Here is a 25,626-nt window from a genome sequence, read left to right as displayed (position 1 = left end):
AAGATCGTCGCCCCGGACCTCTACATCGCCGTGGGCATCTCGGGGGCCATCCAGCACCTGGCGGGCATGAAGGATGCCAAGGTGATCGTCGCCATTAACAAGGACGAGGAGGCGCCGATCTTCCAGGTGGCCGATTACGGGTTAGTGGGTGACCTGTTCGAGGTGCTGCCCGAGCTCGAGCAGAAGCTGTAAGGAAGGTCGGGGCCTTCACGCCCTGCCGCAGATGAAGGCCGGCCTCCGGGCCGGCCTCTGTATATCCGGTAGGGCTTGATTAACGATCGCTATACAAGATATAACGAGAACTATTAGCGACATGGCGAACAGTCTGCCATCCTGATGGGTGTCGACGGTTTCAACTTCACCTGACATCTGCACGGAGGAGTGATCATGCCGCATACCCTTCCCGAACTTCCCTACAGCTATGACGCCCTGGAGCCGTATATCGATGCGCTGACCATGGAGATCCACCACTCCCGTCACCATCAGACTTACGTCAACAACCTCAATGCAGCGCTCGAGGGTACCGGGCTCGAGGAACTCGATGTCGAGGAACTGCTCGCCAGTCTGGATCGTGTGCCGGAAGACAAGCGCCAGGCGGTGATCAATAACGGCGGTGGCCATGCCAACCACTCGATGTTCTGGCAGATGATGTCGCCCCAAGGGGGAGGCCAACCCCAAGGCAAGGTGGCCCAGGCCATCGACAGCGAGTTAGACGGCTTCGATGCTTTCAAGGACGCCTTCACCAAGGCCGCACTCGGTCGCTTCGGTAGTGGCTGGGCCTGGCTCAACGTGACGCCGGACGGCAAGCTGGTGGTCGAGAACACCCTCAACCAGGACAGCCCGATCATGGACGGCAAGACCCCGGTCCTTGGCCTGGATGTCTGGGAACACGCTTACTACCTGAAGTACCAGAACAAGCGCCCGGATTACGTGGCGGCCTTCTTCAACGTGATCAACTGGGAGGACGTCGAACGTCGCTACCAGAAGGCGACCGGTTGACGGTTACCCGGCTGTCTGTGCCAGAGCCGCGCCTCCCCGGAGGCGCGGCTCTTTTGCGGATGGGGCGAGCCTGGCCTCAGTTCTTGGCAGGTGTGGACCGCAGCCCCACATGAAGTAGGCACCGCCGAGTAGCGAGGCCATCAGGCCTCGGTCTGGCTGGATTACCTCTTCACCGAGAATGGTGTGGTCGGGCTCACGCTCGGCGGTGGGCGAGACGTAGCGTGGGCGAGAGCATCGATGGCGATACTCGGCTGTCCCGCTATGTCCGGTACGACGTTATGACCCGCTTGAAGCCAACCACCGGTTCGATGAGACATGGGATTACCCCCCGAAGGGGGAGGAAGAGGAGGTAGGGGCCGCGTCGAGGAGCGGGATGTCCGCGGGAGCGTGAATCCCGGCCATGAAGAGGGAGAGGCCCAGGATCAGGATAAGCAGGCCCCCCGCGAAGCCGGCCAAGCGGAGGCATCGTGTGATTCCCGACCCGTGCAGTGAGCGCTGCAGGCGACGCTCGGCCCACCCCCTGGCCATCACGCTGGCCAAGGCCAGTGCCGAGACCGTCAGGGCCGTTCCCACCGCCATGGCCAGCACCGCCAGCACCCCGGCCCAGTAGTGGCCCAGCAGGGAGGCGGCCCCGACCAGCAAGACGCTGCCGCTGCAGGGCCGTATGCCGATCGAGGCCACCACGGCCAGGGCGCTCCGCCAGTCATCAGCCTGTCGGGGCGTCAGATGATGGGCGCAGTCACACTCGTGGTGGTCATGATCATGGTCATGGGCAGCCGCATGGTGACGCGAGTGGGCCAGTGCGCGCCAGCACAGCCAGAGCCCCAGCATGGCGACCAGCAGATAGCTGGCTTGCTCCAGCCAGATCACCGAACCCATGGCCTGGCGCGTCAGCCAGCCCAGGCCATGGACCAGCACCGTGACCAGGGCGATGGCCACCAGGGCCTGCAGCAGCGAGGCCAGACAGGAGAGCAGTAGGGCTCGGCGCAGGGCGCCTCCCTGGCTGAGCAGATAGGTGCTGAGCACTGCCTTGCCGTGGCCGGGGCCGGCGGCATGGAAGACGCCGTAACCGAAGCTGAGGCCGAGCAGGCTCAACCAGGCGGTCGCGCTGGGAACGGCGTCGAGGTAGGCGATCGCCTCCGTCAGGGCGCGGTGGAGATCTCGCTGCCAGGCAACCAACTGCAGCCCGAGGCCTTGGTCGGTGGCGAACCAGGCCAGGCCGAGCACCGCCAGCGCTAACACGCCTAGTCCGACGAACCAATGCCACCGGAGACGAGGCGGGCGTGGCATGGCACCACGCATGGCCGTCGCGGAATCAGGTTCCCGGGACGCGGTGCTTCCGGAGGGAGTCAGGGGAGATCGCATCGCACTTCTCCGGTTTCGGCAAAGAAGCGCCCCAGTCCCTCCGGCGCCCGCTCGGTGCGGTCCAGGCTCGCCGCCTCGGTGACCTGGACCGGGTCGGGGTCGGCGGCGATGATGCGCGTGGCGCAGTCGCCTCCCGTCACGCGCAGCGCGTCCGGCCGGGGTGTGTCGCCATCCGCCTCATGCAGCACCTCGATATAGTAGGTCGGGTCATAGATCCGGTAGTGCATCGCGGCCTGGTCCAATGGCAGGGGTTCGGCCAGCGGCAGCCGGAACATGAGGACGACACGGCCGTCTCGCTCCAGGGTGGTGAAGTCGTCGACCTCGCCCAGCTCGACCGCCTCGCCGTCTTGAGTGACGTGGGTGAAGTAGTGCTGTGGTGACAGGTTGTGACGTATTTCCACGCCGAGCTGGTCGAGGCGGGCCTCCATCGGGGCCTCGCCCTGGGCGGCTCTCAGCTCCTCCAGCAGCAGCAGGCTGTAGAAGGGATCGAGGCGCCAGCGCTGGTGCAGGGCCTCGACCCGACCGCGCTCATCCATCTGCACGCGCACCGAGACGTCCACCCAGCCGTGAGGGTGGGCCGGGCTCAGCAGTGGCCAGAGAGACAGGACGCAGGCGAGGCCGAGGGCAAGGAGGCGGCGCCCGGCCCCGCCCCGTGATGAGCGTGGAGACGGCATGGTCGATATCCTATGGCAGCAGCGGGAGGGTGGCAACGCTGGGTGGTGAGCGTTCGGCCGGGCATCACTCATAGTCGCCGTAACCCCCACATGAAGTAGGCGCCGCCCAGCAGCGAGGCGACCAGGCCGGCGGGGATCTCCTCGGGGAACAGCCATTGGCGGCCCAGCCAGTCGGCCAGCACCATCAGCAGCGCCCCGGTCAGGGCGGCGCCGAGCAGGTGCGCGCCGGCCCGGGAGAAGCCGAGCAGCCGGGCCAGGTGCGGGGCGAGCAGACCGACGAAGGACAGCGGGCCGACCACCAGGGTGGCGCCGGCGGTGAGCAGAGCCACCAGCAGCAGCAGAACCAGTCGCGAGCGTGCCAGGGGCAGCCCCAGGGCGGTAGCGGTGGCGCCGCCCAGGGGCAGGATGTCCAGCCAGCGGGACAGCGGTGCGGCGGCCAGGGCCAGCAGCAGGGCCGCCCCGGTGACCGTCAGGGCGCTGGGCAGGTCGACGTAGTAGGTGGAGCCGGAGAGCCAGGCGATCACCTGCTGGCCACGGGGGTCGCCACCGGCCAACACGACGGCCCTGACCGCATCGAACAGCGCCGTGATGGCCACGCCGGTGAGCAGCAGCCGCTCCGGCTGGAAGCCACTCTTGCGGTTCAGCCCTACCAGTACCGCCAGAGTGACCAGGGCGCCGAGGGTGCCGGCGCCCACCAGGGTCAGGTTGTCGGGGGCGGGCAGCAGGAAGATCGCGCCCATCAGGGCGATGGCGCTGCCCCCGCTGATGCCCAGTAGCTCGGGGCTGGCCATGGGGTTGCCGGTGAGCCGCTGAATCAGGGTGCCGGCGATGGCCAGCATCACCCCGCAGCCGGCCGCGGCCAGCGTCCGGGGTAGGCGCCACTGCAGCAGCTCCCAGTCGGTCGGCGCGGCCCAGTGCCAGCCGGTCCCGGTCTGGCCGGCCAGCAGCGCGACCACGGCGAGCCCGGTGAGTGACAAGGCGAGCCAGATGGCCAGGCGCCCGGGCGCCGGGTGGCGGGTACCGATGGCGCGGGCCTCCCGGGGCGGGGCCTCGCCGCCCAGGCGCAGCCGCGGGATCAGCCACAGCAGCAGCGGCGCGCCCAGGGCCGCGGTGGTGGCCCCGGTGGGAATCAGGGTGGGCAGCGCCCCGGAGAAGCGCTGCAGCAACAGGTCGGTGGTGGCCAGCAACAACGCGCCGAGCAGCGTCGACCAGACCAGCCGTGCGCCCAGGCGGCGGGCGCCAGCCAGGCGCACGATGTTGGGGGCGGCCAGGCCGATGAAGCCGATGATCCCCACTACGCTGACCACGCAGCCGGTGAGGAAGACCGCCAGCCCCAGGCCGGCCAGGCGCAGGTGCTTGAGCGAGACGCCGAGACTCTTGGCGCCGGCCTCGTCGAGCTCCAGCACCGCCAAGGGGCGCAGCAGCCAGGCCGCGGCCAGGGCGCCCAGTGCCAGGCGCGGGGCCAGGAAGGCAGCGTCCTGCCAGCCATTCTGGGAAAGCGACCCGGCGCCCCAGATCAGCAGCCCCTTAAGCTCCTCCTGGTGGAACAGCAGCAACACCATGGACAGGGCGCCGAAGTAGAGATTGACCACCAGGCCGCCGAGCACCACCACCACCGGTGCCAGGCCGCGTCGCCAGGCCAGGGCGAAGACCAGCGCCATGGCGCCGCCGCCGCCGGCTAGGGCCACCCATTCCCGCCCCAGGCCCAGCAGGCCGGGGGCCAGCAGGGTGGCGGACATCAACGCCAGGTTGGCGCCGCTGGCCACCCCAAGCGTGGTGGGGGCGGCCAGCGGATTGCGCAGCACCTGCTGCATCAGGACGCCGGCCAGCGCCAGGCCGCCGCCGGCGAGCAGGGCCATGGCCAGGCGCGGCCACCAGGCGAAGTGCAGCACCAGCGCCCCCGTCGCCTCGTCGGGCGTGCCGATCAGTGCCGCGAGACCGGGGCCCAGCCCGCTACGAGCGTCCAGCTCGACCAGCGCCAGGGTCAGCACGGCCAGGCCCAGGACGAGGCAGGCGCGTCCCGGCGTCAGACGGGGTCGGGGCCGGCGAGGGCGGACGAGGGCATCAGACGGCATCGGCGCTCTCCAGGGCGGACACCAGCAATTCGGCGAAGCGCCCCGCCGAGGGCAGGGCACCGAAGCTCCATACCGGCGGCAGCATCAGCGGGGTGCCACGGCTTGTCTCGACCAGGTGGCCCCACAGGCCGCCCTCGGCCAGGGTCTCCTGGACGCCGGCGGGGTAGGGCTCCACCACCACCAGGCGGGCGTCGAGGCCGGCCAGTGCCTCGATGCCCACCAGCGAGAAGCCCCAGGCGTTGGTGGGGCCGTTCCAGGCGTTGTCCAGGTCCAGGCGGTCGAGCACCGCCTGAAAGAGGCCGTTGTCGCCGAACACCCGCACATGGCGGCTATCCATAAATTGCACCATCAGCAGCGGCGGGGGCGTGGTGCCGTCCAGTCGTGCCTTAAGGGTCTCGAGCCGGGCCTCGGTGGCCTCGATCAACCGCGTCGCCGCCTCGGGACGGTCCACGAGTTCGCCGACCGACAGTGTCAGCTCGCGCATCTCCGTCCAGGTATCGCGCCCGGGGCTATAGAGCGGCAGGGTCTCTACCGGGGCGATGCGCTCGAGACGCGGGGTAAGGTTGGCGAACATCGGCGAGATCAGGATGCGGTCGGGATCCAGGCTTGCCAGCAGTTCCAGGTTGGGCTGGCTGCGAAGCCCCAGGTCGATCGTGGTCTCGGGCAGGCGAGGCGCATTCACCCAGGCGTGGTAGGCCTCGATCTGGGCCACGGCGCGGGGCGGCGCCTCCAGGGCCACCAGGGTCTCGGCCAGGGTCCAGTCGAGGGTGGCCAGCCGAGGCGTCTCGGCCGGGGCCGCGGTGGCGACCAGCGCGGCGAGCAGACCGGCGAGCCATGGCAGGACGCGTCGAGGGCGGAACACGGGCGACTCCGGGGACTAGTGGGCGATGGCGACGCGATGCTCGCCGCTGGGGTGGGCCATGACGTGCATGGGGATGCCATAGATGGCCTTGAGGGTATCGCCGTTCATCATCTCCGCCGGCGTGCCCTGGGCCAGCAGGCGGCCGCCATGCAGCGCCACCAGGCGGTCGCAGTAGCGGGCGGCCATGTTGATGTCGTGGAGCACGATGACCACACCGAGGCCCAGCTCGCGGCACAGGCGGCGGGTCAGGGCCAGCACTTCCACCTGGTGGGCGATGTCCAGGGCGGCCAGGGGCTCGTCGAGCAGCAGAAAGCGGCTGCCCTGGGCCAGCAGCATGGCCAGCCAGACCCGCTGGCGCTCGCCGCCGGAAAGGGTGTCCACCTGGCGATCGGCGAAGGATTCGGTGTGGGTCAGTGCGAGGGCGCGGTCGATGGCCGCCTCGTCCTCGCGGCCGTGGCGGCCCAGCAGACCATGCCAGGGGTAGCGGCCGAAGCCCACCAGCTCGCGGCCGGTGAGAGCCTCGGCGGCGGGCAGATGCTGGGGCAGGTAGGCCACCTGGCGGGCGAACTCACGGTGACCCCAGGCCGTCAGCGGCTTGCCGTCCAGGTGCAGCTCCCCCCGGCTGGCCGGCTGCTGGCGGGCCAGCAGCTTGAGCAGGGTCGACTTGCCCGAGCCGTTGTGGCCGATCAGGCCATGGACTCGACCCTCCTCGAAGGCGAGGTCGAGAGGATGCAGTAGGCATTGGCCGTTGACCTCGAAGGAGGCGGCGCGCGTTTCGATCATGGGAGGGCTCCGCTACCGGGTTGCCGCCGAAGGGCGGCTCATCGCGCGCCAAAGCGTAAGATAAACGAGAATTCTTATCAATGTTATCGGTTGGTCCGGCGCCCGGCATGGCGTAGGCTTGGGCCTTCGTTCACAAGGAAAGTCCCGATGTCTTCCACCGCTTCCAGCTTCCAGGCCCTGGGGCGACTGCTGCGCTATGCCCGGGGGTACCGGCGTCGCATCATCGCCGCCAGCCTCTGCTCGATCCTCAACAAGCTCTTCGATATCGCCCCGGAGATCCTCATCGGCGTGGCCATCGACGTGGTGGTTAACCAGGAGGAGAGCTTCGTCGCCGGGCTGGGATTCACCACGGCCCAGGAGCAGATCCTGGTGCTCGGCGTGCTGACCTTCTTCATCTGGGCCGGTGAGTCGCTGTTCGAGTACCTCTTCCAGATCCTGTGGCGCAACCTGGCCCAGCGGTTGCAGGCCGACCTGCGCCAGGACGCCTACGAGCACGCCCAGCGCCTGGACATGGGCTTCTTCGAGGCGAAGAGCTCGGGCCAGCTGGTGGCGACCATGAATGACGACGTCAACCAGCTCGAGCGCTTCCTCGACGGCGGGGCCAACGCCATGATCCAGGTCGGCGTCACCGTGGTGGCGGTGGGCGCGGTGTTCTTCGTGCTCTCGCCGCTGATCGCCTTGCTGGCCTTCACCCCTATCCCGCTGATCGTCTGGGGCGCCTTCTACTTCCAGCGCAAGGCCGGTCCCCTGTACGCCGACGTCCGCGAGCGGGTCGGCGACCTCTCGAGCCGGCTGGCCAACAACCTGGCGGGCATCGCCACCATCAAGAGCTTTACCGCCGAGGCCCGCGAGGCCGAGCGCCTGCGCGCCGCCAGCGAGGCCTACGTGGAGGCCAACCGGCGCGCCATCCGGATCAGTTCCGCCTTTATCCCGGTGATCCGTATGGCGATCCTCACCGGCTTCCTGGCCACCTTCACCGTGGGCGGCATGATGGCGCTGCGGGGTGACCTGAACGTCGGGGCCTACGGCGTGCTGGTGTTCCTCACCCAGCGGTTGCTGTGGCCGCTGACCGGCCTGGCCCAAGTGATCGACCTCTTCGAACGCGCCATGGCCAGCACACGACGTATCCTCGACCTGCTCGCCACGCCGATCCAGGTCGTTGACGCTACCGACCGGGCCCTGGAAGAACCGGTGAGCGGCGCGGTGACCTTCGAACGGGTCGCCTTCCGCTATGGCGCGTCCGGCGCCGGGGTTGAAGGCATCGATCTGGCGGTGCCGGCGGGCCATACCCTGGCGCTGGTGGGGGCCACCGGTTCCGGCAAGTCCACCCTGATCAAGCTGCTGCTGCGCTTCCACGACCCGGATGAGGGACGCGTGCTGATCGACGGCCAGCCGGTCGACTCGGTGAGCCTGGCATCACTGCGTCAGGCAATCGGCCTGGTCAGCCAGGACGTCTATCTATTCGAGGGCTCGGTGCGTGACAATATCGCCTACGGGAAACCTGACGCCTCGGAGGGCGAGGTGATCGAGGCGGCGCGCACCGCCGAGGCCTGGGACTTCATCCGGGCGCTGCCCGAGGGGCTCGACACTCCGGTGGGCGAGCGCGGCGTGCGCCTGTCCGGCGGTCAGCGCCAGCGGCTCTCGTTGGCCCGGGCGCTGCTCAAGGATCCGCCCATCCTGGTGCTCGACGAGGCCACCAGCGCGGTGGACAACGAGACCGAGGCGGCCATCCAGCGCTCGCTCAGCCGTATCGGCCATGGTCGCACGGTGATCATGATCGCCCACCGGCTGTCGACCATCGTCCACGCCGACGAGATCGCGGTCATCGAGGCCGGCCGGGTGGCCGAACGCGGGCGCCACGAGCAGCTGCTCGCCCGGGACGGCCGCTATGCTGCCCAGTGGCGGGTGCAGACCGGCGAGGTCGAGGTGGCGCCCGCGCCCCTGACCTAAGATTTGTTTTCTTTCCCCATCCCTTCCTCGACCGGCGGCCCTAGGGCCGCCGGTGTGGTCTTCGTCCGCCATCTCTGAACCTCCTGGTGAGTGAGGGCTCGTTGATCTCAAGCAAACGCGAAGCATTCTTGCTTGTTTAGATTAATGGGAGTCATTATCATGCGCGTTCCCGTTGCATGAGAACTGAAGGCTCGCTCACCCATGTCCCATCCCGCTTCCCGCCCCTTCGGGGTCGACCCGCTTGCCCTGGCCGTACGCCGGGCCCTCGGCCTGGCTACCGCCGGCGCCTTCGTGCTGATGTCGCCCGCCCTGCTGGCTCAGGAGAATGCGTCCGCCGAGGAGCTCGAGACGGTGACCGTCGAGGCCGAGGCACTGTCGATCGTCACCGAGGGGTCCGACGACTATCGGGTCTCGCGTACCAGCACCGCGACCAAGCTCGACCTGACGCCTCGCGAGACCCCGCAATCCGTCTCGGTGGTCACCCAAGCCCAGATCGAGGACTTCAACCTCCATACGATCAACGATGTTCTAGAGACCACCCCGGGCGTGACGGTGGAACGGTTGGAAACCGATCGGACCTACTTCACCTCGCGAGGCTTCGAGATCTCCAACCTGCAGATCGACGGCCTGCGCGTGCCGATGCCCTACAACAACGTCCATGGCGATGTCGACACGGCCGTCTACGACCGTGTCGAGGTGGTGCGAGGCGCCACCGGCCTGATGTCCGGATCGGGCAATCCGGCGGCCACCGTCAACTTCATCCGCAAGCGGCCGACCGAGATGCCTCAGGCGTCCGTCACGGGCACCCTAGGCAGCGATGACCATCGCCGCCTGGAACTGGATGTCTCCGGTCCCCTCGACGACGAGGGGCGGGTGCGTGGCCGCCTAGTGGCCGCGGGGCTGGATACCGATTCCTACCTGGATCGGCTGCATCGGGAGCGGGGCGTGCTCTACGGCGTGCTGGAGGCCGACCTGACCGACAGCACCCAGCTGGCCCTGGGCCACACCTGGCAGCGCAACGATACCGACGGCAACATGTGGGGCTCGCTGCCCCTCTACGATTCGGCTGGCGTCCCTACCGACTATGACGTTTCCACCACCTCCGCGCCCGACTGGTCCTTCTGGGACGTGGAGACTCAGCGCAGCTTCGTCGAGTTGACCCAGCGGTTCTCCGACGACTGGTCGGTCAAGGGTACGGTGAACTATCTGGACATGGTGTCCGATACTCAGCTGCTCTATATCTGGGGCGTGCCGGATGCTGCCACGGGTACCGTCGACAGCAGCCAGCTGTTCATCAGCCAGTACGACCGCCACCTCGAGCAGTGGGCCGCCGACCTGCATGCCAAGGGCGTCGTCCAGGCCTTCGGACGCACCCATCAGCTGGTGCTGGGCACGGACTGGAGCGAGAGCCGCAACCAGCAGGAATCGCGTTACCCCACCACGGCGCTGACCGAGGGCCTGCCGCCGCTCGAGGAGTGGGGTGGCCGCTATCCCGAGCCCGATTCCTGGGCGGCGTTCCCCACCACCGTGGGCGATGCCACCATCCGGGAGCGCAGCCTCTACAGTGCCGGCAAGCTGGACCTGGCCGATCGCTGGACCGCCGTGGTCGGCGCCCGCCTGAGCTGGCTGGACACCGTGGGCGAGCAGTACGCCAGCGCCCAGGATACCGACGTCGACGAGGAGCTGACGCCTTATGCCGGCCTGATCTTCGACGTCACCGACCAGGCCTCTCTTTACGCCAGCTATACCGAGATCTTCAATCCGCAGACCGAGATCGACAGCAACGGTGACTACCTCGACCCCATCGAGGGCGAGAGCTACGAGGTCGGCCTCAAGGCCGATGTCTTCGACGGCGGCGCCGATGCGGCCCTGGCCCTGTTCCGCATCGAACAGAACAACGTCGCCGAGCCGACGGGGGAGATGATCGGTACCCAGCAGGTACACAAAGGCGTCGACGGCATCACCAGCGAGGGCGTGGAGGTCACACTCGCCGGCGAGCTGGCCACCGGCTGGCAGGCCAGCGTCGGTTACACCTACCTGGAGATTGAGGACGCCGAGGGCGAGGCCACCAACACCTATATCCCTCGCCACCTGATGCGGGCGACCACCAGCTACCGCCCGGTTGCCATGGATCGGCTCAAGGTCGGGGCCCGGCTGCGCTGGCAGGACGATATCGAGCGCAAGCGTGACTTCGCCGATGGCAAGACCCGCCAGGACGCCTACGCGCTGGTCGACCTGATGGCGAGCTACGACTTCAGCGAATCCCTGACCGGTTCGCTGAACGTCAACAACGTCACCGACGAGAAGTACTTGACCAGCCTGAAGTGGGACCAGGCCTTCCACGGTGCGCCGCGCCACGTCATGGCCAACCTGACCTGGTACTACTGAGTCGTCGCTGGGCCCAATGTTAGGGCCCACCCTGATCAAGGCTTCCATCGCTCGGGGCTGATCTGTCGGCAAGCCTCGCCGCCTGCCATGATTGATAATTGTTATCATCAATGGCATTGTCTGGTCGTTTGCCGACGTGGCCGAACGTTGCGGCGGCGCTTATCGAGATCGAACATCAAGGGAGTCCGTCAGTGGACATACTTCCAAGGAGCCTTCTGTGCGGCGCCATGCTCTGGCTGCTGGTGATGGTGCCGGCCTTCGCCGACGAACTGGTGCAGGAGACGAGCGATGCCCAGCGCACCCAGGCCGAACTGCAGGCGCGCATCGACGGTGCCGACGAAGCGGTGCGCGACAAGCTCCAGGCCCTGCGCCAGGCCCGGGAAGAGACCCGGCGCCTGAAGCGCTACAACGCCGAGTTGACGCCCCTGGTCGAGCGCCAGGCCGCGACATTGACCTCCCGCCGTGAGGCCCTCGATACCCTGTCCCAGACCCGCGAGGCCCTGCCGGGGCTGATGCGCGGCATGGTCGAGCGCCTGCGCACCTGGGTGGAAGGCGACATGCCCTTCCTGCGCGACGAGCGCCTGGCCCGGGTGGAAAGCCTCGAGACCCTGCTGGCCGACCCCGAGCTCGACATCGCCGATAAGCTCGAGCGGGTGCTGGCCGCCTGGCGTGCCGAGCTCGATTATGGCCGCGAGATCGATACTTGGCGCGGCGAGCTGCCCGGTGACACCCCGCGGGAGGTGGACTTCCTGCGCCTGGGCCGGGTGGGTTGGTACTACCTGACCCCCGATGGCCGTCAGGGCGGCTTCTGGCAGGCAAAGCCCGGCGAGTGGCGCCCCCTGGACGAGACCGCCCTGGCCGAGGTCCGCAAGGGCCTGGCCATCGCCCGGGAGCAGCGCGCCCCGGCCCTGCTGGATCTGCCCGTCTCGCAGCCCGTTTCGACATCTGGGGAGGACGCCTGATGATCCGGAACCTTACCCTGCACGCCGCGCTGGCCGGCCTGCTGCTGGCGGGGACGCCGCTGCTGGCCCCGGCTCAGGAGGGCGCCGAGGCACCGGACGCCCCCCTCGAGACCCTGCTCGCCGAACGCGAGGCCGCCGAAGCTCGAGACCGGGCGCGGCTGGTCGAACTGGTCGATAACGAGCGAGCCCTCGATGCCGCCCTCGAACAGGCCCGTGCCGAGTTGGCCGAGGTCCGGGAGCGTCGTGAGGCCCTGGACGGCCAGCAGCAGGCCCAAACCGCCGAGCTCGAGGCCCTCGAAGCCCGCCGCCAAGAGCAGGGCGGCGACCTCGAGGCGGTCTTCGAAGAGGTGGCCGGCGTCAGCGGTGAGCTGCGCGATGACTTGAGCGCCAGCTGGCTGACCCTGGGCGCCGAGGCCCGACTGCCCCCGCGCCTGGACGCCGACGACATCCTGCGCGACGAGCAGCTCGCCACCCTGGCCGACAGCCTGATGGGCCTGACCGCCGAGACCGCCCGCGTGGTCTCTGTCCAGGCGCCGGTGGCCGGGGCCGACGGCGAGGTGGCCGAGCGCGCCGTGATCCGCCTCGGTGACCTGCTGGCGGCCAGCGACGGCCAACTGCTAGAGCGCACCGGCGAGGACGGCCGCCTGGCGGTGCTGCCGCATACGCCGGCCGGCGTGGCCGAACGCCTGCAGGCCTTCCAGGCCGGCGCAGGCGAAGTGGTGTCCTTCGATCCCGCCGATGGCCGGGTCCTCGAGGCCCTGGCGCAACAACCGACCCTCTGGGAGCGCTTCCGGCAGGGTGGCGTCGTAGGCTATGTGGTCGTGGCACTGGGCCTCGGCGGCCTGCTGGTGGCGCTCGGCCAGTATCTTTACCTGCTGCGGGTCACCGTGACCCTGCGCCGCCAGCTGGGCAATCTCGAGCGGCTGCGTGACGACAACCCCCTGGGCCGGGCACTGCAGCGTTTCCAGGCTCTCGGCACCGGGCAAGCCACCGAGGCCCTGGAGGCCCGCCTCGACGAGGCGCTGCTCGCCGAGCAGCCGCGTCTCGAGCGAGGCCAGGGCCTGGTCAAGATGCTTGCCGCGGTGGCGCCGCTGCTGGGCCTGCTGGGCACCGTCACCGGCATGATCGTGACCTTCCAGTCGATCACCGTGTTCGGCACCGGCGACCCCCAGCTGATGGCCGGCGGCATCAGCCAGGCGCTGGTCACCACGGTGCTCGGCCTGATCACCGCCGTGCCGCTGCTGTTCGCCCACACGGCGCTGTCCAGCCGCAGTCGCGCGCTGATCGGCACCCTGGAGGGCCGGGCCAGCGCCGTGCTCGCCGACACCCTGGAGACCGGACGCGCCGGCTCTCCGACCGCGGCGCCGCGCCATGCCGATGCCCTGGCTTGAGCCCCTGGCGTGGCTGGTCGAGGCCGGTGGCCCCGTCCTGGTGGTCATCGTCGGCGTGGCCGTGCTGCTGTTCTCGCTGGCACTCGAGCGCTGGTGGTTCTTCCGCCTCCATTACCGCCCGGCGCGCCGGGCCCTGGTGGAGCGCTGGGTGGCGCGAGCCGACCACGCCAGCTGGAGCGCCCTGACCCTGCGCGAGGTCTGGACCCGGGAGTTGATCGCCCGGCTGCGCGGTCCGCTGCCCTGGCTGAAGCTGCTGGTGGTGATCTGCCCGCTGCTGGGCCTGTTGGGCACCGTCACCGGCATGATCACGGTGTTCGACAGCCTGGCCGTCAACGAGGTCAACCAGGCCCGGGCCATGGCCGACGGCGTGGCCCGGGCCACCCTGCCGACGCTGAGCGGCATGGCGGTCTCGGTGGTGGGGCTTTTGTTCATCACTCGTCTCGAACACATCATCCGGCGCGAGGACCAGCGGCTGCACGACCGCCTGGCCCGCGCCGCGGAGGACGCCCATGCGTAGACGCCGACTGGCCATCGCCGGCGAGGAAGCCAGCGAGGTCAACCTGACCCCGATGCTGGATGTGGTCTTCATCATGCTGATCTTCTTCATCGTCACCACCAGCTTCATCAAGGAGAGCGGGGTGGAGATCGAGCGACCAGAGTCCAGCGCGGCGACCCCACGTCCGGACGTCCAGGTGCTGGTGGCGATCACCCCGGAAGGGGCGGTCTGGGTAGACGGCGAGCCGGTGGATCTGCACCGGGTGGGCCCCAGGGTGGCCGGCCTGGTCAGCGACGACGGCTCGGTGGTGATCCAAGCCGACCGCGAGGCCACGACCGGCGTGCTGATCGAGGTGATGGATCGCCTGCGCGAGGCCGATGTCGAGCAGGTGGCCGTTGCCGCCCAGCGGAGCGGCGCCTGATGCGCCTGCCGGTCTCGCTGCTCGCCGGGACGGCGCTGACGCTGGCGCTGTTCCTGCTGCTGGCGTGGCTGGTGGTGCCGCCCCAGGCCGAGTCCGAGCCGCGCCAGGCGCTGACCATGGCGCTGGCCGAGGTGCCGGCCGAACCGGCGCCGGAGCCGGTGCCGGCCTCCGCCGCGCCGCCTCCGCCGCCCAGCGCCCCGACTCCGCCCCCGGAGCCGGCCCCGGCGCCGCAGGTCGACAGCGCCATCGCCCTGCCCGAGCCAGAGCTGCCCCCTATGGAAATGCCGGAAGTGCCGCTGGACGAGTCGCTGCCGGAACTCACCGAGACGCCGCCGGAGCCCCGGCCTCAACCGGAGCCCGAGCCCCGCCCGGCCCCCGAGCCGGCCCCGACGCCCAGCCCCGAGCCGGCGCCCCAGCCCGCCGCGGCCCCGGCGGCCTCCGCCGAGCCGGTCTCCCGGGAACCGGTGGATGTGGGGAGCTCGGCCCAGGCGACCCGCCGCGTGCCCCCGGAGTATCCGTCCCGGGCCCAGCGCCGCGGCCTCCAGGGGCATGTGGTGGTGCAGTTCATCATCGCCCCCGACGGCCGAGTCGAGCCGAGTAGCATCGAGGTCGTCGAGGCCGACCCCCGTGGGGTCTTCGACCGTGCCGCCCGCCGGGCCATCGCCGACTGGCGGTTCGTCGCCGCCGAGGGGCGCCGCCTCGCGCGGCAACGCCTGGAATTCCGGCTGAGGTAACCACCATGACATCACGTCTTCCCTTGGCCAGCCTGATCGCCGGCGCCTGGCTGGCGCTGGCCAGCCCCGCCCTGGCGGCCCCCTCGCTGCCGGGCGGCATCATTCGCGACCTGGAAGCCCTGGAACAGCGGCTGCGGGCACAGGAGCACACCGTGGTGCGCGATCGGGCCCTGGCCCAGGCCGAACGCCTGGCCGGCGGCAATGCCGCCGACCGCTGGGCACGGGCCCTCTACCTGCAGCTGGCGGCCAGTGCCGAGGCGCGTGCCGGTCGCGCCGAGGCTGCGGCCGATCTGCTGCGTGAGGCGCGCGCGAGCGACGTCGCGGACGCCGAGCAGCGCGATCGCTGGCAGCGCCAGGAGGCCGGGCTGCGCCTGGCCGCCGGTGACATGGCGGCGGGCGTGGCCCTGCTCGATGACTGGTTCCAGCGTCACGCCGGATTGCCATCCGATCATTGGCGGATGGCGCGCGCTCAGGCCGAACTCGAACGCTGGGATGCAGCGGCCCGCTGGGTGAAGCGCGCCTTGGAGGCCGGCGATACCCCGGATGAGGCACAGCGCGCGCTGGCGGTAGCCGTCTACCGACGCGCCGGCCACGACGAGCGCGCCCTCGCGCTGCTGGGTGATGGCCTGGATGCCGACAGCGACGCCGAGGCATGGCGAGGCGCGGCCGGGCTCGCCCAGCGGCTGGGAGCGCCCGGACAGGCGGCGGCCCTGTGGGAAGCCGGCTGGCGACTCGGCGTGCTGAGCGACAGCGAGGATCGCCTTACCCTGGTCAAGCTGCACCTGGCCGGTGGCACCCCGGCGCGAGCGGCAGAGCACCTGGCCGAGGCGCTCGATGAGGAAGTGCTGCCCGACACCTTAGAGCACCGGCGCCTGCTGGCCCAGGCCTGGGCGCAGGCGCGCGACCGCGAACGGGCCCTCTCGGCCTGGCGTCACGTCGCCCGGCGCAGCGATGCCGGCGACGACTGGTTGCGTCTCGGACAGCTGGCCCACGGCTGGGGGCGCGAGGCCCTGGCGGAACGGGCCCTGGAAGCCGCGCTGGAGCGAGGCGTCGAGGTGGCCGAAGCCTGGCTGGCGGTCCTGCAGCAGGAGGGGCGTGGCCACCCTACCCGTGAAAGCGCGCAAGACGTGACTCAGGTCCCTTGATATCGATGTAGTTAATGATACTTGTTTGCATTTGATGGAGCGAGTGATAGGGTTAACCAGGCAGCGGCACCGACCACCTGCCGCTTCTTTACCTCCATCACTACGTGGCGAACGAACTGTAGCGAACCGACAGAAGGGGATGATTCATGAAACAGCCGCTGATCGCGCTGGCACTCGCTGGCCTGATGACTGCCGTACCACTGGCCATGGCCGACGAGCAAGAGCGCGTCGATCACTTCGAAGCCAAGCCATCGGAAACCTTGGTGGAAGCGGTAGCCAACTTCACCGAGTACAACGAGAAGCTGGCCGCAATCCTCGAAAGCGAAGAGCTCAACGACGAGGACATGGGCAACATCCACCAGCTGAGCTACACCATCGAAGAGGCGCTGGCCAAGATCCACACGGAGCTAGAGGCCGTGGCCGCCACCCTGGAGGAGGTCCACATCGGCTCCGAGACCGGCGACTACGAGGGCGTCAAGTCCAACGGCGAGGCCTATCTGAAGACAGCTTGGACGGTCGTCCGCTAAGTGCTAGCGGCAGCGCCGGTTACTGACGGCCGCCCAATGGCGGCCGTCACGCGTCAAGACCGATCATAAGGCCAGATCGCACCACACCGGGGCGTGATCCGAAGGCTTTTCCATGCCCCGCAGCGCGTAGTCGATGCCGGCCTCGCGCACCTTCTCGGCCAGCGCCGGGGTGACGAGGATATAGTCGATGCGCAGGCCGCGCTTGGGGTCGCGCTCGAATCCCCGTGAGCGGTAGTCGAACCAACTGAAGCGGTCACTCACCTCCGGGTGGCAGAGCCGGTAGCTGTCGGTCAGGCCCCAGGCCTTGATGCCTTGGAGCCACTCGCGCTCCACCGGCTGGAAGCTGGTCTTGCCCTCGCGCAGCCAGCGCTTGCGGTTGGGCTCGCCGATGCCGATGTCGATGTCCTCCGGCGAGATGTTGAAGTCGCCCATGATCGCCAGGCGCTCCTCGGGGGCGTGGTGCTCGTCGAGTAGCCGCCGCAGCTGGGCGTAGAATTCGCGCTTGTGGGGAAACTTCACCGGATGATCGATGTTCTCGCCCTGGGGGAAATAGCCGTTCCACACCGTCAGCGGCTCACCGTCGGCGCCGCGCAGGCGCACGCCGATCAGCCGCCGCTGGGCCTCTTCACCGTCGTCCGGAAAGCCCCGGTAGACCGCTTCGGGCTCGTCCCGGCATAGCAGCGCCACGCCGTAGTGGCCCTTCTGGCCGTGGAAATAGACGTGATAGCCCATGGCCTCCACCGCGGCCACCGGGAACTCGCTGTCCTGGACCTTGGTCTCCTGCAGGCCGATCACGTCCGGCCGGTGCGCCTCGATCAGCGCCTCGAGCTGATGGAGGCGGGCGCGAATGCCGTTGATGTTGAAGGACACCAGGCGCATCAGTCGCGACCCTCCCCGTCGTTCCTGCGGTCGGGATGGATGTCGATCTCCTGGCCTTGTGCCTGACGGGCCAGCTTGCGCGCCGCCTGCAGCTTGCGCTGCTGGCGCTTCTTCTGGGTGTAACGGGTCGACGAGGTGACCTGGTCGGGGTTGTCGTGGCGCCACTGCTTGTAGTCCTTGCGCCGACCGGTACGGATCTGCACCTTGTCGGCCAGCGAGCGGGTCTTCTTCTTGCGCGTCATGACGCAGGCTCCTTGGATAATGGGGCTCATTCTATCAGCCCCAGGGGTGGCGCTTCGACAGCGGGCGCGCCCTCGACGCTTCAGACTGGTACAATGGCCGTTTGCGTCACGCATCCATCCTTGATGCATCCATCCACCACCATGGACGAGACAGCACAGCCTATGAGCGAGTCGGAACAGACCACCGCACCGGCCAAGACCGAGAACCGCAAGCCCAAGCGTCGCCGTCGCAAGCCGCGCCGCCGCCAGTCGAACTGGGATCTGCGCCAGTTCCAGGTCCCCGCCGTGGCGGGCAAGTGGCGCTTCCATGACTTCGATCTGCCGCTGCCGCTGATGCGGGCGATCCATGCCCTGGGGTTCGAATACTGCACCCCGATCCAGGCCGAAGCCCTGGCCCAGACCCTGCTGGGCGGCGATATCGTCGGCAAGGCCCAGACCGGGACGGGCAAGACCGCGGCCTTCCTGATTGCGATCCTCGCCTACTTCCTCGAGGAGGAAGCGCCGGACGGCCAGAAGCCCGGCGCCCCCCGGGCGCTGATCGTGGCCCCGACCCGGGAGCTGGCGCTGCAGATTGAGAAGGACGCCAAGGCGCTGGCGCGTTTCACCCAGCTCAATGTCGCCAGCGTGGTCGGTGGCATGGACTACCAGAAGCAGCGCGAGGGACTGGGCAAGAAGCTGGATATCCTGGTGGCAACGCCGGGACGACTGCTGGACTTCCACGAGAAGCGTGACGTGGACCTGACTCAGGTCGAGGTGCTGGTGCTCGACGAGGCCGACCGCATGCTGTCCATGGGCTTCATCCCCGACGTCAAGCGCATCATCCGCCACACCCCGAAGAAGGAAGAGCGCCAGACCTTCCTGTTCTCGGCCACCTTCAGTCCCGACATCCTCAACCTGGCCAGCCAGTGGACCCATGAGCCGGCCCACGTGGAGATCGAGGTCACCGTCGACAACGCCGCCGACATCGACCAGCGGGTCTATCTGGTCAGCGACGCCGACAAGCAGCGTCTGCTGGTCAACCTGCTGAAGCAGGAGAGCTTCGACCGGGTGATGGTCTTCGGCAACCGCCGCGACCTGGTGCGCAAGCTCGACGATGTGCTGAAGAAGGCCGGAATCAACGCGGCCATGCTGTCCGGCGACGTGCCCCAGAACCAACGTATCACCACCTTGGAGAAGTTTCGCGAGGGCGAGATCCAGGTGCTGGTGGCCACCGACGTGGCGGGACGCGGCATCCATATCGAGGATGTCAGTCACGTCATCAACTACACCCTGCCGGAGGATCCCGAGGACTATGTCCACCGCATCGGGCGTACCGGGCGTGCCGGCGCCAAGGGCGTGTCGATCAGCTTCGTGGGGGAAGAGGATGCCTTCTCGCTGCCGGAGATCGAGCGCTATATCAACGACAAGCTGCCCTGTGAGCATCCGCCGGAAGGGCTCTTGTAAGCTGTCAGAGCGGCGCTGCGCGCCTGGAAGCGGGAAGACGCGCCGAGAAAGCCGCGGTTACCTCCAAATGAGGCAGGGCAGACCATGCTTGACGAGGCCCTGAAGGGCGAGATCCAGGCCGCCTACCGGCGGGTGATCGAGGGACTCGAGCTCACACCGCGCTACGGCCAGCGGCTGATGATCGCCGAGATCGCCCGCACCCTGGCGGGCATCGAGGCCGACGAATCCGGCCGGCGGGTCAGCGACGAGCACGTCTGCGTGCTGGAAGCCGGCACCGGCACCGGCAAGACCCTGGCCTATCTGCTGGCCGCCTTGCCGGTGGCCCGCGCTCGCGGCAAGCGCCTGGTGATCGCCACCGCCACCGTGGCCCTGCAGGAGCAGGTGCTGCACCAGGACCTGCCGGCCCTCAAGGCCCACAGCGGCCTGGCCTTCGACTATGCCCTGGCCAAGGGGCGCGGGCGTTACGTCTGCGTGGCGCGCCTCGACCAGGCCATGGACGGCGGCGAGGACAACCCCACCCTATCGCTCTTCGAGCAGGCCCTCGACAGCGGTGGCGACGACTTCCAGACGCTCGTCCAGTCCCTGGGCGAGGCCTACGGCAACGGCCGCTGGGCCGGCGACCGCGACAGCTGGCCCGAGGCCATCGAGGACGCCCATTGGCGCAAGCTGACCGTCGACCATCGCCAGTGCACCAACCGCCGTTGCGGCCACTTCGGCGCCTGCGCCTTCTTCCGCGCCCGCCGCGACCTGGACAGCGCCGACGTCATCGTCGCCAACCACGACCTGGTGCTGGCCGACCTGGCCCTGGGCGGCGGCGTGGTGCTGCCGGACCCCGGCGACTGCATCTACGTCTTCGACGAGGGCCACCACCTGCCGGACAAGGCGCTCAACCACTTCACCCACCGCTTCGCCGTGGGCGGTGGCCTGCGCTGGCTTCGCAGCCTCAAGAAGTCGCTCACCGAGCTCAATCAGGCGCTGGCCGTGCAGCCCACCCTGGCGCGGCTGCTGGCGAGCCTGCCCCAGCTGTTCGAGGCGGTGGAGCCGCGGCTCGGCGAGACCTTCGCCCTGGGCCACCAGCTCGCCGGGCGCCCGGAGGGTCTCGGCGATGGCGAGGAGGGCGCCCAGCATCGCTTCACGATGGGCCGGGTGCCGGACGCCCTGCGCGAGCACGCCGACGGCCTGGTAACGCTGTTCGCCGAGCTGTCGCGTACCCTGGAGGCCATGGCCGACATCCTGCGCGAGAGCCTCGATCCCGAGAAGTCCACCGGCCTGTCTCGGGAGCAGGCCGAGCCCTGGCTGCCCCTGGTGGCGCTGCTCCACGGTCGGGCCTTGGAGGCCCATGCCCTGTGGCAGGCCTTCGCCGAGCTCGATCCCCCAGGCGAGCCCCCCCGAGCCCGCTGGCTGGCCCTGGAGCGTTTCCAGGGCGAGCCGGAGCTGACCTTCGCGGCGAGCCCGGTCTCCGCCGCCCATACTCTGGCCAAATCGCTGTGGGGGCGCTGCTTCGGGGCGGTGGTGACCTCGGCGACTCTCACCGCGCTCGGCCGCTTCGAGCGCCTGCAGGAGCGTGCCGGGCTCGCCAACCGCTACCGCTACCAGTGCCTGCCGAGCCCCTTCGACTATTCTCGGGCGGTGCTCAGCGTCCCCCGGGAGGCGGTGGACCCCGCCGACCGCGAGGGCCACGAGCGTGCCATCATCGATTTCGTCGAGGCCCTCGGCGATGACGAGGCGGTGCTCGCACTGTTCTCCTCCCGCGCCCAGCTACGGGCCGTGGAGAAGGGACTGTCATCGGCGCGACGCGAGCGGGTGCTGGCCCAGGACCGGTTGCCCAAGCGCGAACTGGTGGAGCGCCACCGGGCCCGGGTCGACCAGGGGCAGGGCAGCATCCTCTTCGGCCTGGCGAGCTTCGCCGAGGGCATCGACCTGCCCGGCGACTACCTGACTCACGTGGTGATCACCCGGCTGCCCTTCGCCGTGCCCGACGACCCGGTGGGCGCCACCTTGGCCGAATGGATCGAGAGCCAGGGCGGCAACCCCTTCATGCGCATCAGCGTCCCGGACGCCTCCATCAAGCTGGTGCAGGCCTGCGGGCGGCTGATCCGCAAGGAGGCTGACCAGGGTCGCATCACCCTGCTCGATCGGCGGGTGCTGACTCGCCGCTACGGCCGGGCGCTGCTCGATGCCTTGCCCCCCTTCGTGCGTGAGATCGATGGGGTGGTGCAGGGCGGTTGACGCCCCTGTCTGCCGGGCCATGCACGGTGGTAAACCATGGGCCCGCCGAATGGCGGGCCCGTGTCGGTGGTGCCTCGAGAGGGGCAGGGTGCTCAGGCCGCCTGGCGACGCTTGGCCAGCACCGGCGCCAGCTTGTCGTTCATTCGGTGGAAGGACGCGACGGTGGTCTCCCAGTCGATGCAGGCATCGGTGATGGAGACGCCGTACTGGAGCTGGCTGATGTCGTCGGGGATCTTCTGGTTCCCCCAGCCGATGTTCGACTCGACCATCAGGCCGATGATCGAGTGGTTGCCCTCGAGGATCTGGTTGGTCACGTTCTCCAGCACCAGGGTCTGCAGAGACGGGTCCTTGTTGGAGTTGGCATGGGAGCAGTCGATCATGATATTGGGCTGGATGCCCGCACGGCTCAGCTCCTGCTCGGCCAGGGCCACGCTGACGCTGTCATAGTTGGGCTTGCCGTTGCCGCCGCGCAGCACCACATGGCCGTAGGCGTTGCCGCGGGTGCGGATGATGGCCACCTGGCCGGCCTGGTCGATGCCCAGGAAGTTGTGCGGGTGCGCGACCGACTGCAGGGCGTTGACGGCGACATCCAGGCTGCCGTCGGTCCCGTTCTTGAAGCCGACGGGGCCGGAAAGGCCGGACGCCATCTCGCGGTGAGTCTGGGACTCGGTGGTGCGCGCGCCGATCGCCGACCAGCTGATGCAGTCCTGCAGGTACTGGGGCGAGATGGGGTCGAGCGCCTCGGTGGCCAGCGGCAGGCCCATATCGGCCAGTTCCACGAGCAGGCGACGGCCGATATGCAGGCCTTCCTCGATCTCGAAGGAGCCATTGAGGTGAGGGTCGTTGATCAGCCCCTTCCAGCCCACCGTGGTCCGCGGCTTCTCGAAATAAACCCGCATCACGATGTAGAGGCTATCCTTCACCTCGTCGGCCAGCTGACGCAAGCGGCGTGCATAGTCCAGGGCTGCGTCGACGTCGTGGATGGAGCAGGGGCCCACGACCATCAGCAGGCGGGGATCATCGCCGTCGAGGATCGCCTGGATAGTCTCGCGTCCCTCGATGACGGTGCGTTCGGCGGCCTCGGTGAGCGGAATCTCCTGCTTGAGTGCCTCGGGGGTGATCAGAACGTCCTGGGCGAGAACGTTAAGGTTGTTGACCTGTTGTTCGGACATGCATGCTACCTGTGTCGTGTCTGCGCGGCGTGCGTATGATGGCCCCTACTATCGCGCGGAGGCCCGGCAAATTCAATCTTGCCGGGAACCTGCACCCATGGCGCTGCGCTTGCTCCGTTATAGGGGGCAGGGCGCTTGATGGGCAATCGAGAAACAGGAACACTTATGCCTTTCAGGAACACGTAGACTTTGCGCCATGTGCGGCGTTCGATCCTTCAGCTGCCCCCAGGGCTCCAGGTTGACACTATGCTAGCGATGCACGCCTTCTCGCGACCGTTCGGTGGCGACCCCTTTCTTCCTCCCCACGCCGGGAGGGCCTGAATGGGTACCCGGGAAACCGATCAGCAACTCGTCGAGCGCGCCCAGAAGGGCGATACCCGCGCCTTCGACCTGTTGGTCAAGAAGTACCAGCACAAGATCATCGGCCTCATCGGTCGCTACATCCATGACCATGCCGAAGTGCAGGATGTGGCCCAGGAGGCCTTCATCAAGGCCTACCGAGCGCTGGGCAAGTTTCGGTCGGAGAGCGCCTTCTATACCTGGATGTACCGGATCGCCATCAACACCGCCAAGAACCATTTGGTGTCCAAGGGGCGGCGCCCCCCGGGCAGCGATCTCGATATCGTGGATGCCGAAATCGTCGATCATAGCGGGCGCCTGGCCGATATCGAGACCCCAGAGGCGGCCATCGCCCGCGACCAGCTCGAGGCCGCGGTCTTCGAAGCCATCGAGGCGCTGCCCGATGACCTGCGCACGGCGATCACCCTGCGCGAGCTCGATGGCCTCTCCTACGAGGACATTGCCAACATCATGGAGTGTCCCGTCGGCACCGTGCGTTCGCGGATCTTCCGCGCCCGTGAGGCCGTGGACCAGCATATCCGGCCGCTGGTGACCACCTCGCGCAACCAGGAGACCGTGTCGGAGTGAGGCACACTTCCGCTGTTTTTGTCGATTTGCTGAACTGTCTGGCATCCGAGGCGTCATATGCGGTGACCGACTCGCTGCCGGTAGGCGAGATCGCTTTGGGCGGCCGAGGCACGCTGCCTCGTGGCCGGAACAATCAGGCTTTCCAGAGAACGCAGGGCCCGATCGCCCTGTCGAGTGAGAGGGTGCAAGAATGAGTCAGAACGCACGGGAATCGCTTTCTGCGCTAATGGACAACGAGGGCGATGAACTCGAGCTGAGGCGGGCCCTCAAGGCCTTGGAGAACAAGCCCGATGCTGCCGATGCCTGGCGCCGTTACCACCTGATGAGAAGCCTGATGCATCGCGATACCGAGGTCGATGTCACCACCGACCTATCGGCCGGTATCCTGGCCCGGCTCCAGGACGAGCCGACACCGGCGGCCTCGCCGGCGTCCGATGTCGCCCGCCGTTCCCTGCCCTTCGCCCGCAGTGCCGGCATCGCGGCCGCCGTCTCGCTGATGGTGATCACCGGCGTCCAGTTCTACCAGAGCGGTCAGCCGGAGGCCGATGGTGCCCAGTTGGCCGCGCCTGTATCCACTGGCTCCACGGGTGGGGACATCGCCGGTGCGAGCCAGGTCGATGCTAGCCCGGCTAGTGTCCGGGCACCGTCGCTCACGGACCTGCCGATGTTCCAGGGCAGCGCCGGTGGCCGGGGACTGATGACCGTGGGCGCCGAGTCCTCTCCGCTTTTTTCGGCTCCCATGCCGCGCCAGTCGCTGCGCAGTGACCAGCAGCAGGCCCTGCTGCTGCAGTCCTACCTCGATCGTCATGCCGAGGGAGCAGCCTATGCCGGTGGCGACGTCTGGATGCCGCTGCTGCGTGCCTCCGGCAACGAGACGCTGGGGCAGCCCTGATGCGTCGGGGGGGAGCGGGCCGCGGTCTCGCGGCCTCGCTGGTCGGCACCTGGTTGGTGATGGCGGCTCTGCTGCCGTCCCGACTCCAGGCGGCTCCCGAGCAGTTCGACTGTCGCACCCTGGCCGACCAGGGGACGCCCTCCAGCGCCGATGAATGGTTCCAGCGCAGCCTGTGGGCCAGCCACTGCTATATCTACCAGGCACGTGCCGTGCGCATCGGTGCCGATGGCGTCAGAAGCCTGGCGCTTTCCCATGACATTCACCAGGGGGTCGAGCGTGAAGTGGCCCGCTTCCTGGACGGGCCGGCGGTGGTCTTCGAGCGGCGCGGGCGGGTCGGGCGCATGGGCTGGTCGCCCTCCGGCCAGGCCATGCCGGCCTCGCCGGAGGGTATCGTCGATCACCTCGAAGGGCTCTACCGGCTGCAACGAGTAGGCGAGGAGCGCATCGCCAATCGCCATGCCCTGCGTCTCGATATCGAGCCGCTCGACGGGCTCCGCTACGGCCATCGCTTCTGGCTCGACACCGCCACTGCCCTGCCGCTGAAACAGATGCTCATCGACGAGCAGGGCCGGGTGGTCGAGACCTTTCAGATCACGGAACTGGGTACACCACGCCTGCACGATGGCGAAGTCAACCTGGATCGAGGGCGGCCACCGCCCGATGGCCCCTGGTCGCCCGGCTGGTTACCGGAAGGCTTCATCGGTCAGCCGGTGGAGACCCGCAGTGCGCGTCATCGCAACGTCGGCCACCGTGTGTACAGCGATGGGCTCTCTACGCTTAGCCTGTTCATCGAGCCCCTGGAGGATCAGGACCTGCTGATTCCCGGCATGCACCGGCTGGGCGTCTCGCATGCCGCCGTCCGCCACCGGGAGCTCGGGGGGCAGCCCATGCAGGTCGTGGTGATGGGCGAGCTGCCGCCCAGGGTGCTGCTGCGTGTCGCCGATAGTGTGGTATGGCAGGGGCAGGCATCCTCGTCGGCGAATGCACCCCCCGCGTCGGCCAGTCAGGGTGATGACTTCTGAGCGAGTGGCGCTGGATGACGGTAGCGCCTGAACCTTTTGATTCGTGCG

The 25,626-nt window shown here is 68.6% G+C and carries 24 protein-coding genes; 16 read left to right on the top strand and 8 right to left on the bottom strand.

Annotated features, from left to right (window positions below; translation table 11 throughout):
* Both FHR94_RS11605 and FHR94_RS11600 read left to right on the top strand, forming a co-directional pair.
* On the top strand, nt 1–192 hold a 192-nt coding region (locus FHR94_RS11605; protein WP_221188460.1), incomplete at its 5' end, for an electron transfer flavoprotein subunit alpha/FixB family protein.
* A 195-nt stretch (nt 193–387) separates the two neighbouring features.
* Nucleotides 388–999 (top strand): superoxide dismutase, encoded by a 612-nt coding sequence (locus FHR94_RS11600; RefSeq protein WP_183325877.1) that lies wholly within the window; start codon nt 388–390, stop codon nt 997–999.
* A gap of 321 nt (nt 1,000–1,320) precedes the next feature.
* Here FHR94_RS11600 and FHR94_RS11595 read toward each other — a convergent pair whose 3' ends face one another.
* The 5 genes from FHR94_RS11595 to FHR94_RS11575 form a co-directional block, all read right to left on the bottom strand.
* Complete coding sequence (locus FHR94_RS11595; RefSeq protein ID WP_183325892.1) at nt 1,321–2,301, bottom strand: nickel/cobalt transporter; 981 nt, start codon at nt 2,299–2,301, stop codon at nt 1,321–1,323.
* A 47-nt stretch (nt 2,302–2,348) separates the two neighbouring features.
* Nucleotides 2,349–3,038 (bottom strand): DUF1007 family protein, encoded by a 690-nt coding sequence (locus FHR94_RS11590; protein WP_183325876.1) that lies wholly within the window; start codon nt 3,036–3,038, stop codon nt 2,349–2,351.
* Nucleotides 3,039–3,106: 68 nt separating this feature from the next.
* Nucleotides 3,107–5,113: a Fe(3+)-hydroxamate ABC transporter permease FhuB gene (gene fhuB / locus FHR94_RS11585; RefSeq protein WP_183325875.1), complete on the bottom strand. Its 2,007-nt coding sequence runs from the start codon at nt 5,111–5,113 to the stop codon at nt 3,107–3,109.
* Nucleotides 5,103–5,975, bottom strand: coding sequence for an ABC transporter substrate-binding protein (locus FHR94_RS11580; protein WP_183325874.1), 873 nt, complete (start codon nt 5,973–5,975; stop codon nt 5,103–5,105). Before FHR94_RS11580 ends, fhuB begins: the two co-directional genes overlap by 11 nt.
* Nucleotides 5,976–5,990: 15 nt before the next feature.
* The gene (locus FHR94_RS11575) at nt 5,991–6,758 is read right to left on the bottom strand and encodes an ATP-binding cassette domain-containing protein (protein WP_183325873.1); all 768 of its coding nucleotides are present in this window, start codon (nt 6,756–6,758) and stop codon (nt 5,991–5,993) included.
* Nucleotides 6,759–6,905: 147 nt separating this feature from the next.
* On the opposite strand from FHR94_RS11575, the gene FHR94_RS11570 reads away from it, so the two are divergent.
* The 9 genes from FHR94_RS11570 (at nt 6,906) to FHR94_RS11530 (ending at nt 16,772) form a co-directional block, all read left to right on the top strand.
* On the top strand, nt 6,906–8,708 hold the full coding sequence (locus tag FHR94_RS11570) for an ABC transporter ATP-binding protein (protein WP_183325872.1): 1,803 nt from the start codon (nt 6,906–6,908) through the stop codon (nt 8,706–8,708).
* 201 nt (nt 8,709–8,909) lie between these two features.
* Nucleotides 8,910–11,096, top strand: coding sequence for a TonB-dependent siderophore receptor (locus tag FHR94_RS11565; protein WP_183325871.1), 2,187 nt, complete (start codon nt 8,910–8,912; stop codon nt 11,094–11,096).
* A 191-nt stretch (nt 11,097–11,287) separates the two neighbouring features.
* Nucleotides 11,288–12,058: a DUF3450 domain-containing protein gene (locus FHR94_RS11560; RefSeq protein ID WP_343064667.1), complete on the top strand. Its 771-nt coding sequence runs from the start codon at nt 11,288–11,290 to the stop codon at nt 12,056–12,058.
* Nucleotides 12,058–13,449: a MotA/TolQ/ExbB proton channel family protein gene (locus FHR94_RS11555; protein WP_183325870.1), complete on the top strand. Its 1,392-nt coding sequence runs from the start codon at nt 12,058–12,060 to the stop codon at nt 13,447–13,449. Before FHR94_RS11560 ends, FHR94_RS11555 begins: the two co-directional genes overlap by 1 nt.
* Complete coding sequence (locus FHR94_RS11550) at nt 13,430–13,966, top strand: MotA/TolQ/ExbB proton channel family protein (RefSeq protein ID WP_183325869.1); 537 nt, start codon at nt 13,430–13,432, stop codon at nt 13,964–13,966. Before FHR94_RS11555 ends, FHR94_RS11550 begins: the two co-directional genes overlap by 20 nt.
* On the top strand, nt 13,959–14,366 hold the full coding sequence (locus FHR94_RS11545) for an ExbD/TolR family protein (protein ID WP_183325868.1): 408 nt from the start codon (nt 13,959–13,961) through the stop codon (nt 14,364–14,366). Before FHR94_RS11550 ends, FHR94_RS11545 begins: the two co-directional genes overlap by 8 nt.
* Entirely contained in the window at nt 14,366–15,100 is a 735-nt protein-coding gene (locus FHR94_RS11540; protein ID WP_183325867.1) for an energy transducer TonB, read from the top strand. Before FHR94_RS11545 ends, FHR94_RS11540 begins: the two co-directional genes overlap by 1 nt.
* Before the next feature lie 5 nt (nt 15,101–15,105).
* A complete protein-coding gene (locus FHR94_RS11535; RefSeq protein ID WP_183325866.1) occupies nt 15,106–16,245 on the top strand; it encodes a hypothetical protein in 1,140 nt (379 codons plus the stop codon).
* A gap of 146 nt (nt 16,246–16,391) precedes the next feature.
* Complete coding sequence (locus FHR94_RS11530) at nt 16,392–16,772, top strand: DUF6746 family protein (RefSeq protein WP_183325865.1); 381 nt, start codon at nt 16,392–16,394, stop codon at nt 16,770–16,772.
* Nucleotides 16,773–16,835: 63 nt separating this feature from the next.
* Here FHR94_RS11530 and xthA read toward each other — a convergent pair whose 3' ends face one another.
* Entirely contained in the window at nt 16,836–17,651 is an 816-nt protein-coding gene (xthA, locus tag FHR94_RS11525; RefSeq protein ID WP_183325864.1) for an exodeoxyribonuclease III, read from the bottom strand.
* Nucleotides 17,651–17,893 (bottom strand): hypothetical protein, encoded by a 243-nt coding sequence (locus tag FHR94_RS11520; protein WP_183325863.1) that lies wholly within the window; start codon nt 17,891–17,893, stop codon nt 17,651–17,653. The genes xthA and FHR94_RS11520 overlap by 1 nt, the downstream gene beginning before the upstream one ends.
* A 162-nt stretch (nt 17,894–18,055) precedes the next feature.
* Between FHR94_RS11520 and rhlB the strand changes: the two genes are divergently transcribed.
* Nucleotides 18,056–19,336: an ATP-dependent RNA helicase RhlB gene (gene rhlB, locus FHR94_RS11515; protein ID WP_246389930.1), complete on the top strand. Its 1,281-nt coding sequence runs from the start codon at nt 18,056–18,058 to the stop codon at nt 19,334–19,336.
* 84 nt (nt 19,337–19,420) lie between these two features.
* Nucleotides 19,421–21,565: an ATP-dependent DNA helicase DinG gene (dinG, locus tag FHR94_RS11510; protein ID WP_183325862.1), complete on the top strand. Its 2,145-nt coding sequence runs from the start codon at nt 19,421–19,423 to the stop codon at nt 21,563–21,565.
* A gap of 92 nt (nt 21,566–21,657) precedes the next feature.
* Here dinG and FHR94_RS11505 read toward each other — a convergent pair whose 3' ends face one another.
* Nucleotides 21,658–22,737 carry a 3-deoxy-7-phosphoheptulonate synthase gene (locus FHR94_RS11505; RefSeq protein ID WP_183325861.1) on the bottom strand — a complete coding sequence of 360 codons (1,080 nt, stop codon included), beginning with the start codon at nt 22,735–22,737 and terminating at the stop codon, nt 21,658–21,660.
* Between the two features lie 321 nt (nt 22,738–23,058).
* On the opposite strand from FHR94_RS11505, the gene rpoE reads away from it, so the two are divergent.
* The 3 genes from rpoE (at nt 23,059) to FHR94_RS11490 (ending at nt 25,578) form a co-directional block, all read left to right on the top strand.
* Entirely contained in the window at nt 23,059–23,664 is a 606-nt protein-coding gene (gene rpoE / locus FHR94_RS11500; RefSeq protein ID WP_183325860.1) for an RNA polymerase sigma factor RpoE, read from the top strand.
* A gap of 190 nt (nt 23,665–23,854) precedes the next feature.
* A complete protein-coding gene (locus FHR94_RS11495; protein WP_183325859.1) occupies nt 23,855–24,556 on the top strand; it encodes a sigma-E factor negative regulatory protein in 702 nt (233 codons plus the stop codon).
* The gene (locus FHR94_RS11490) at nt 24,556–25,578 is read left to right on the top strand and encodes a MucB/RseB C-terminal domain-containing protein (RefSeq protein WP_183325858.1); all 1,023 of its coding nucleotides are present in this window, start codon (nt 24,556–24,558) and stop codon (nt 25,576–25,578) included. The genes FHR94_RS11495 and FHR94_RS11490 overlap by 1 nt, the downstream gene beginning before the upstream one ends.
* Nucleotides 25,579–25,626 lie beyond the last annotated feature (48 nt).

It is taken from the genome of Halomonas cerina (assembly GCF_014192215.1).
Classification (GTDB): Bacteria; Pseudomonadota; Gammaproteobacteria; order Pseudomonadales; family Halomonadaceae; genus Halomonas; species Halomonas cerina.
Note: the sequence above shows the minus strand (reverse complement) of the source record. Positions and strands in the feature narration are given on the sequence as shown.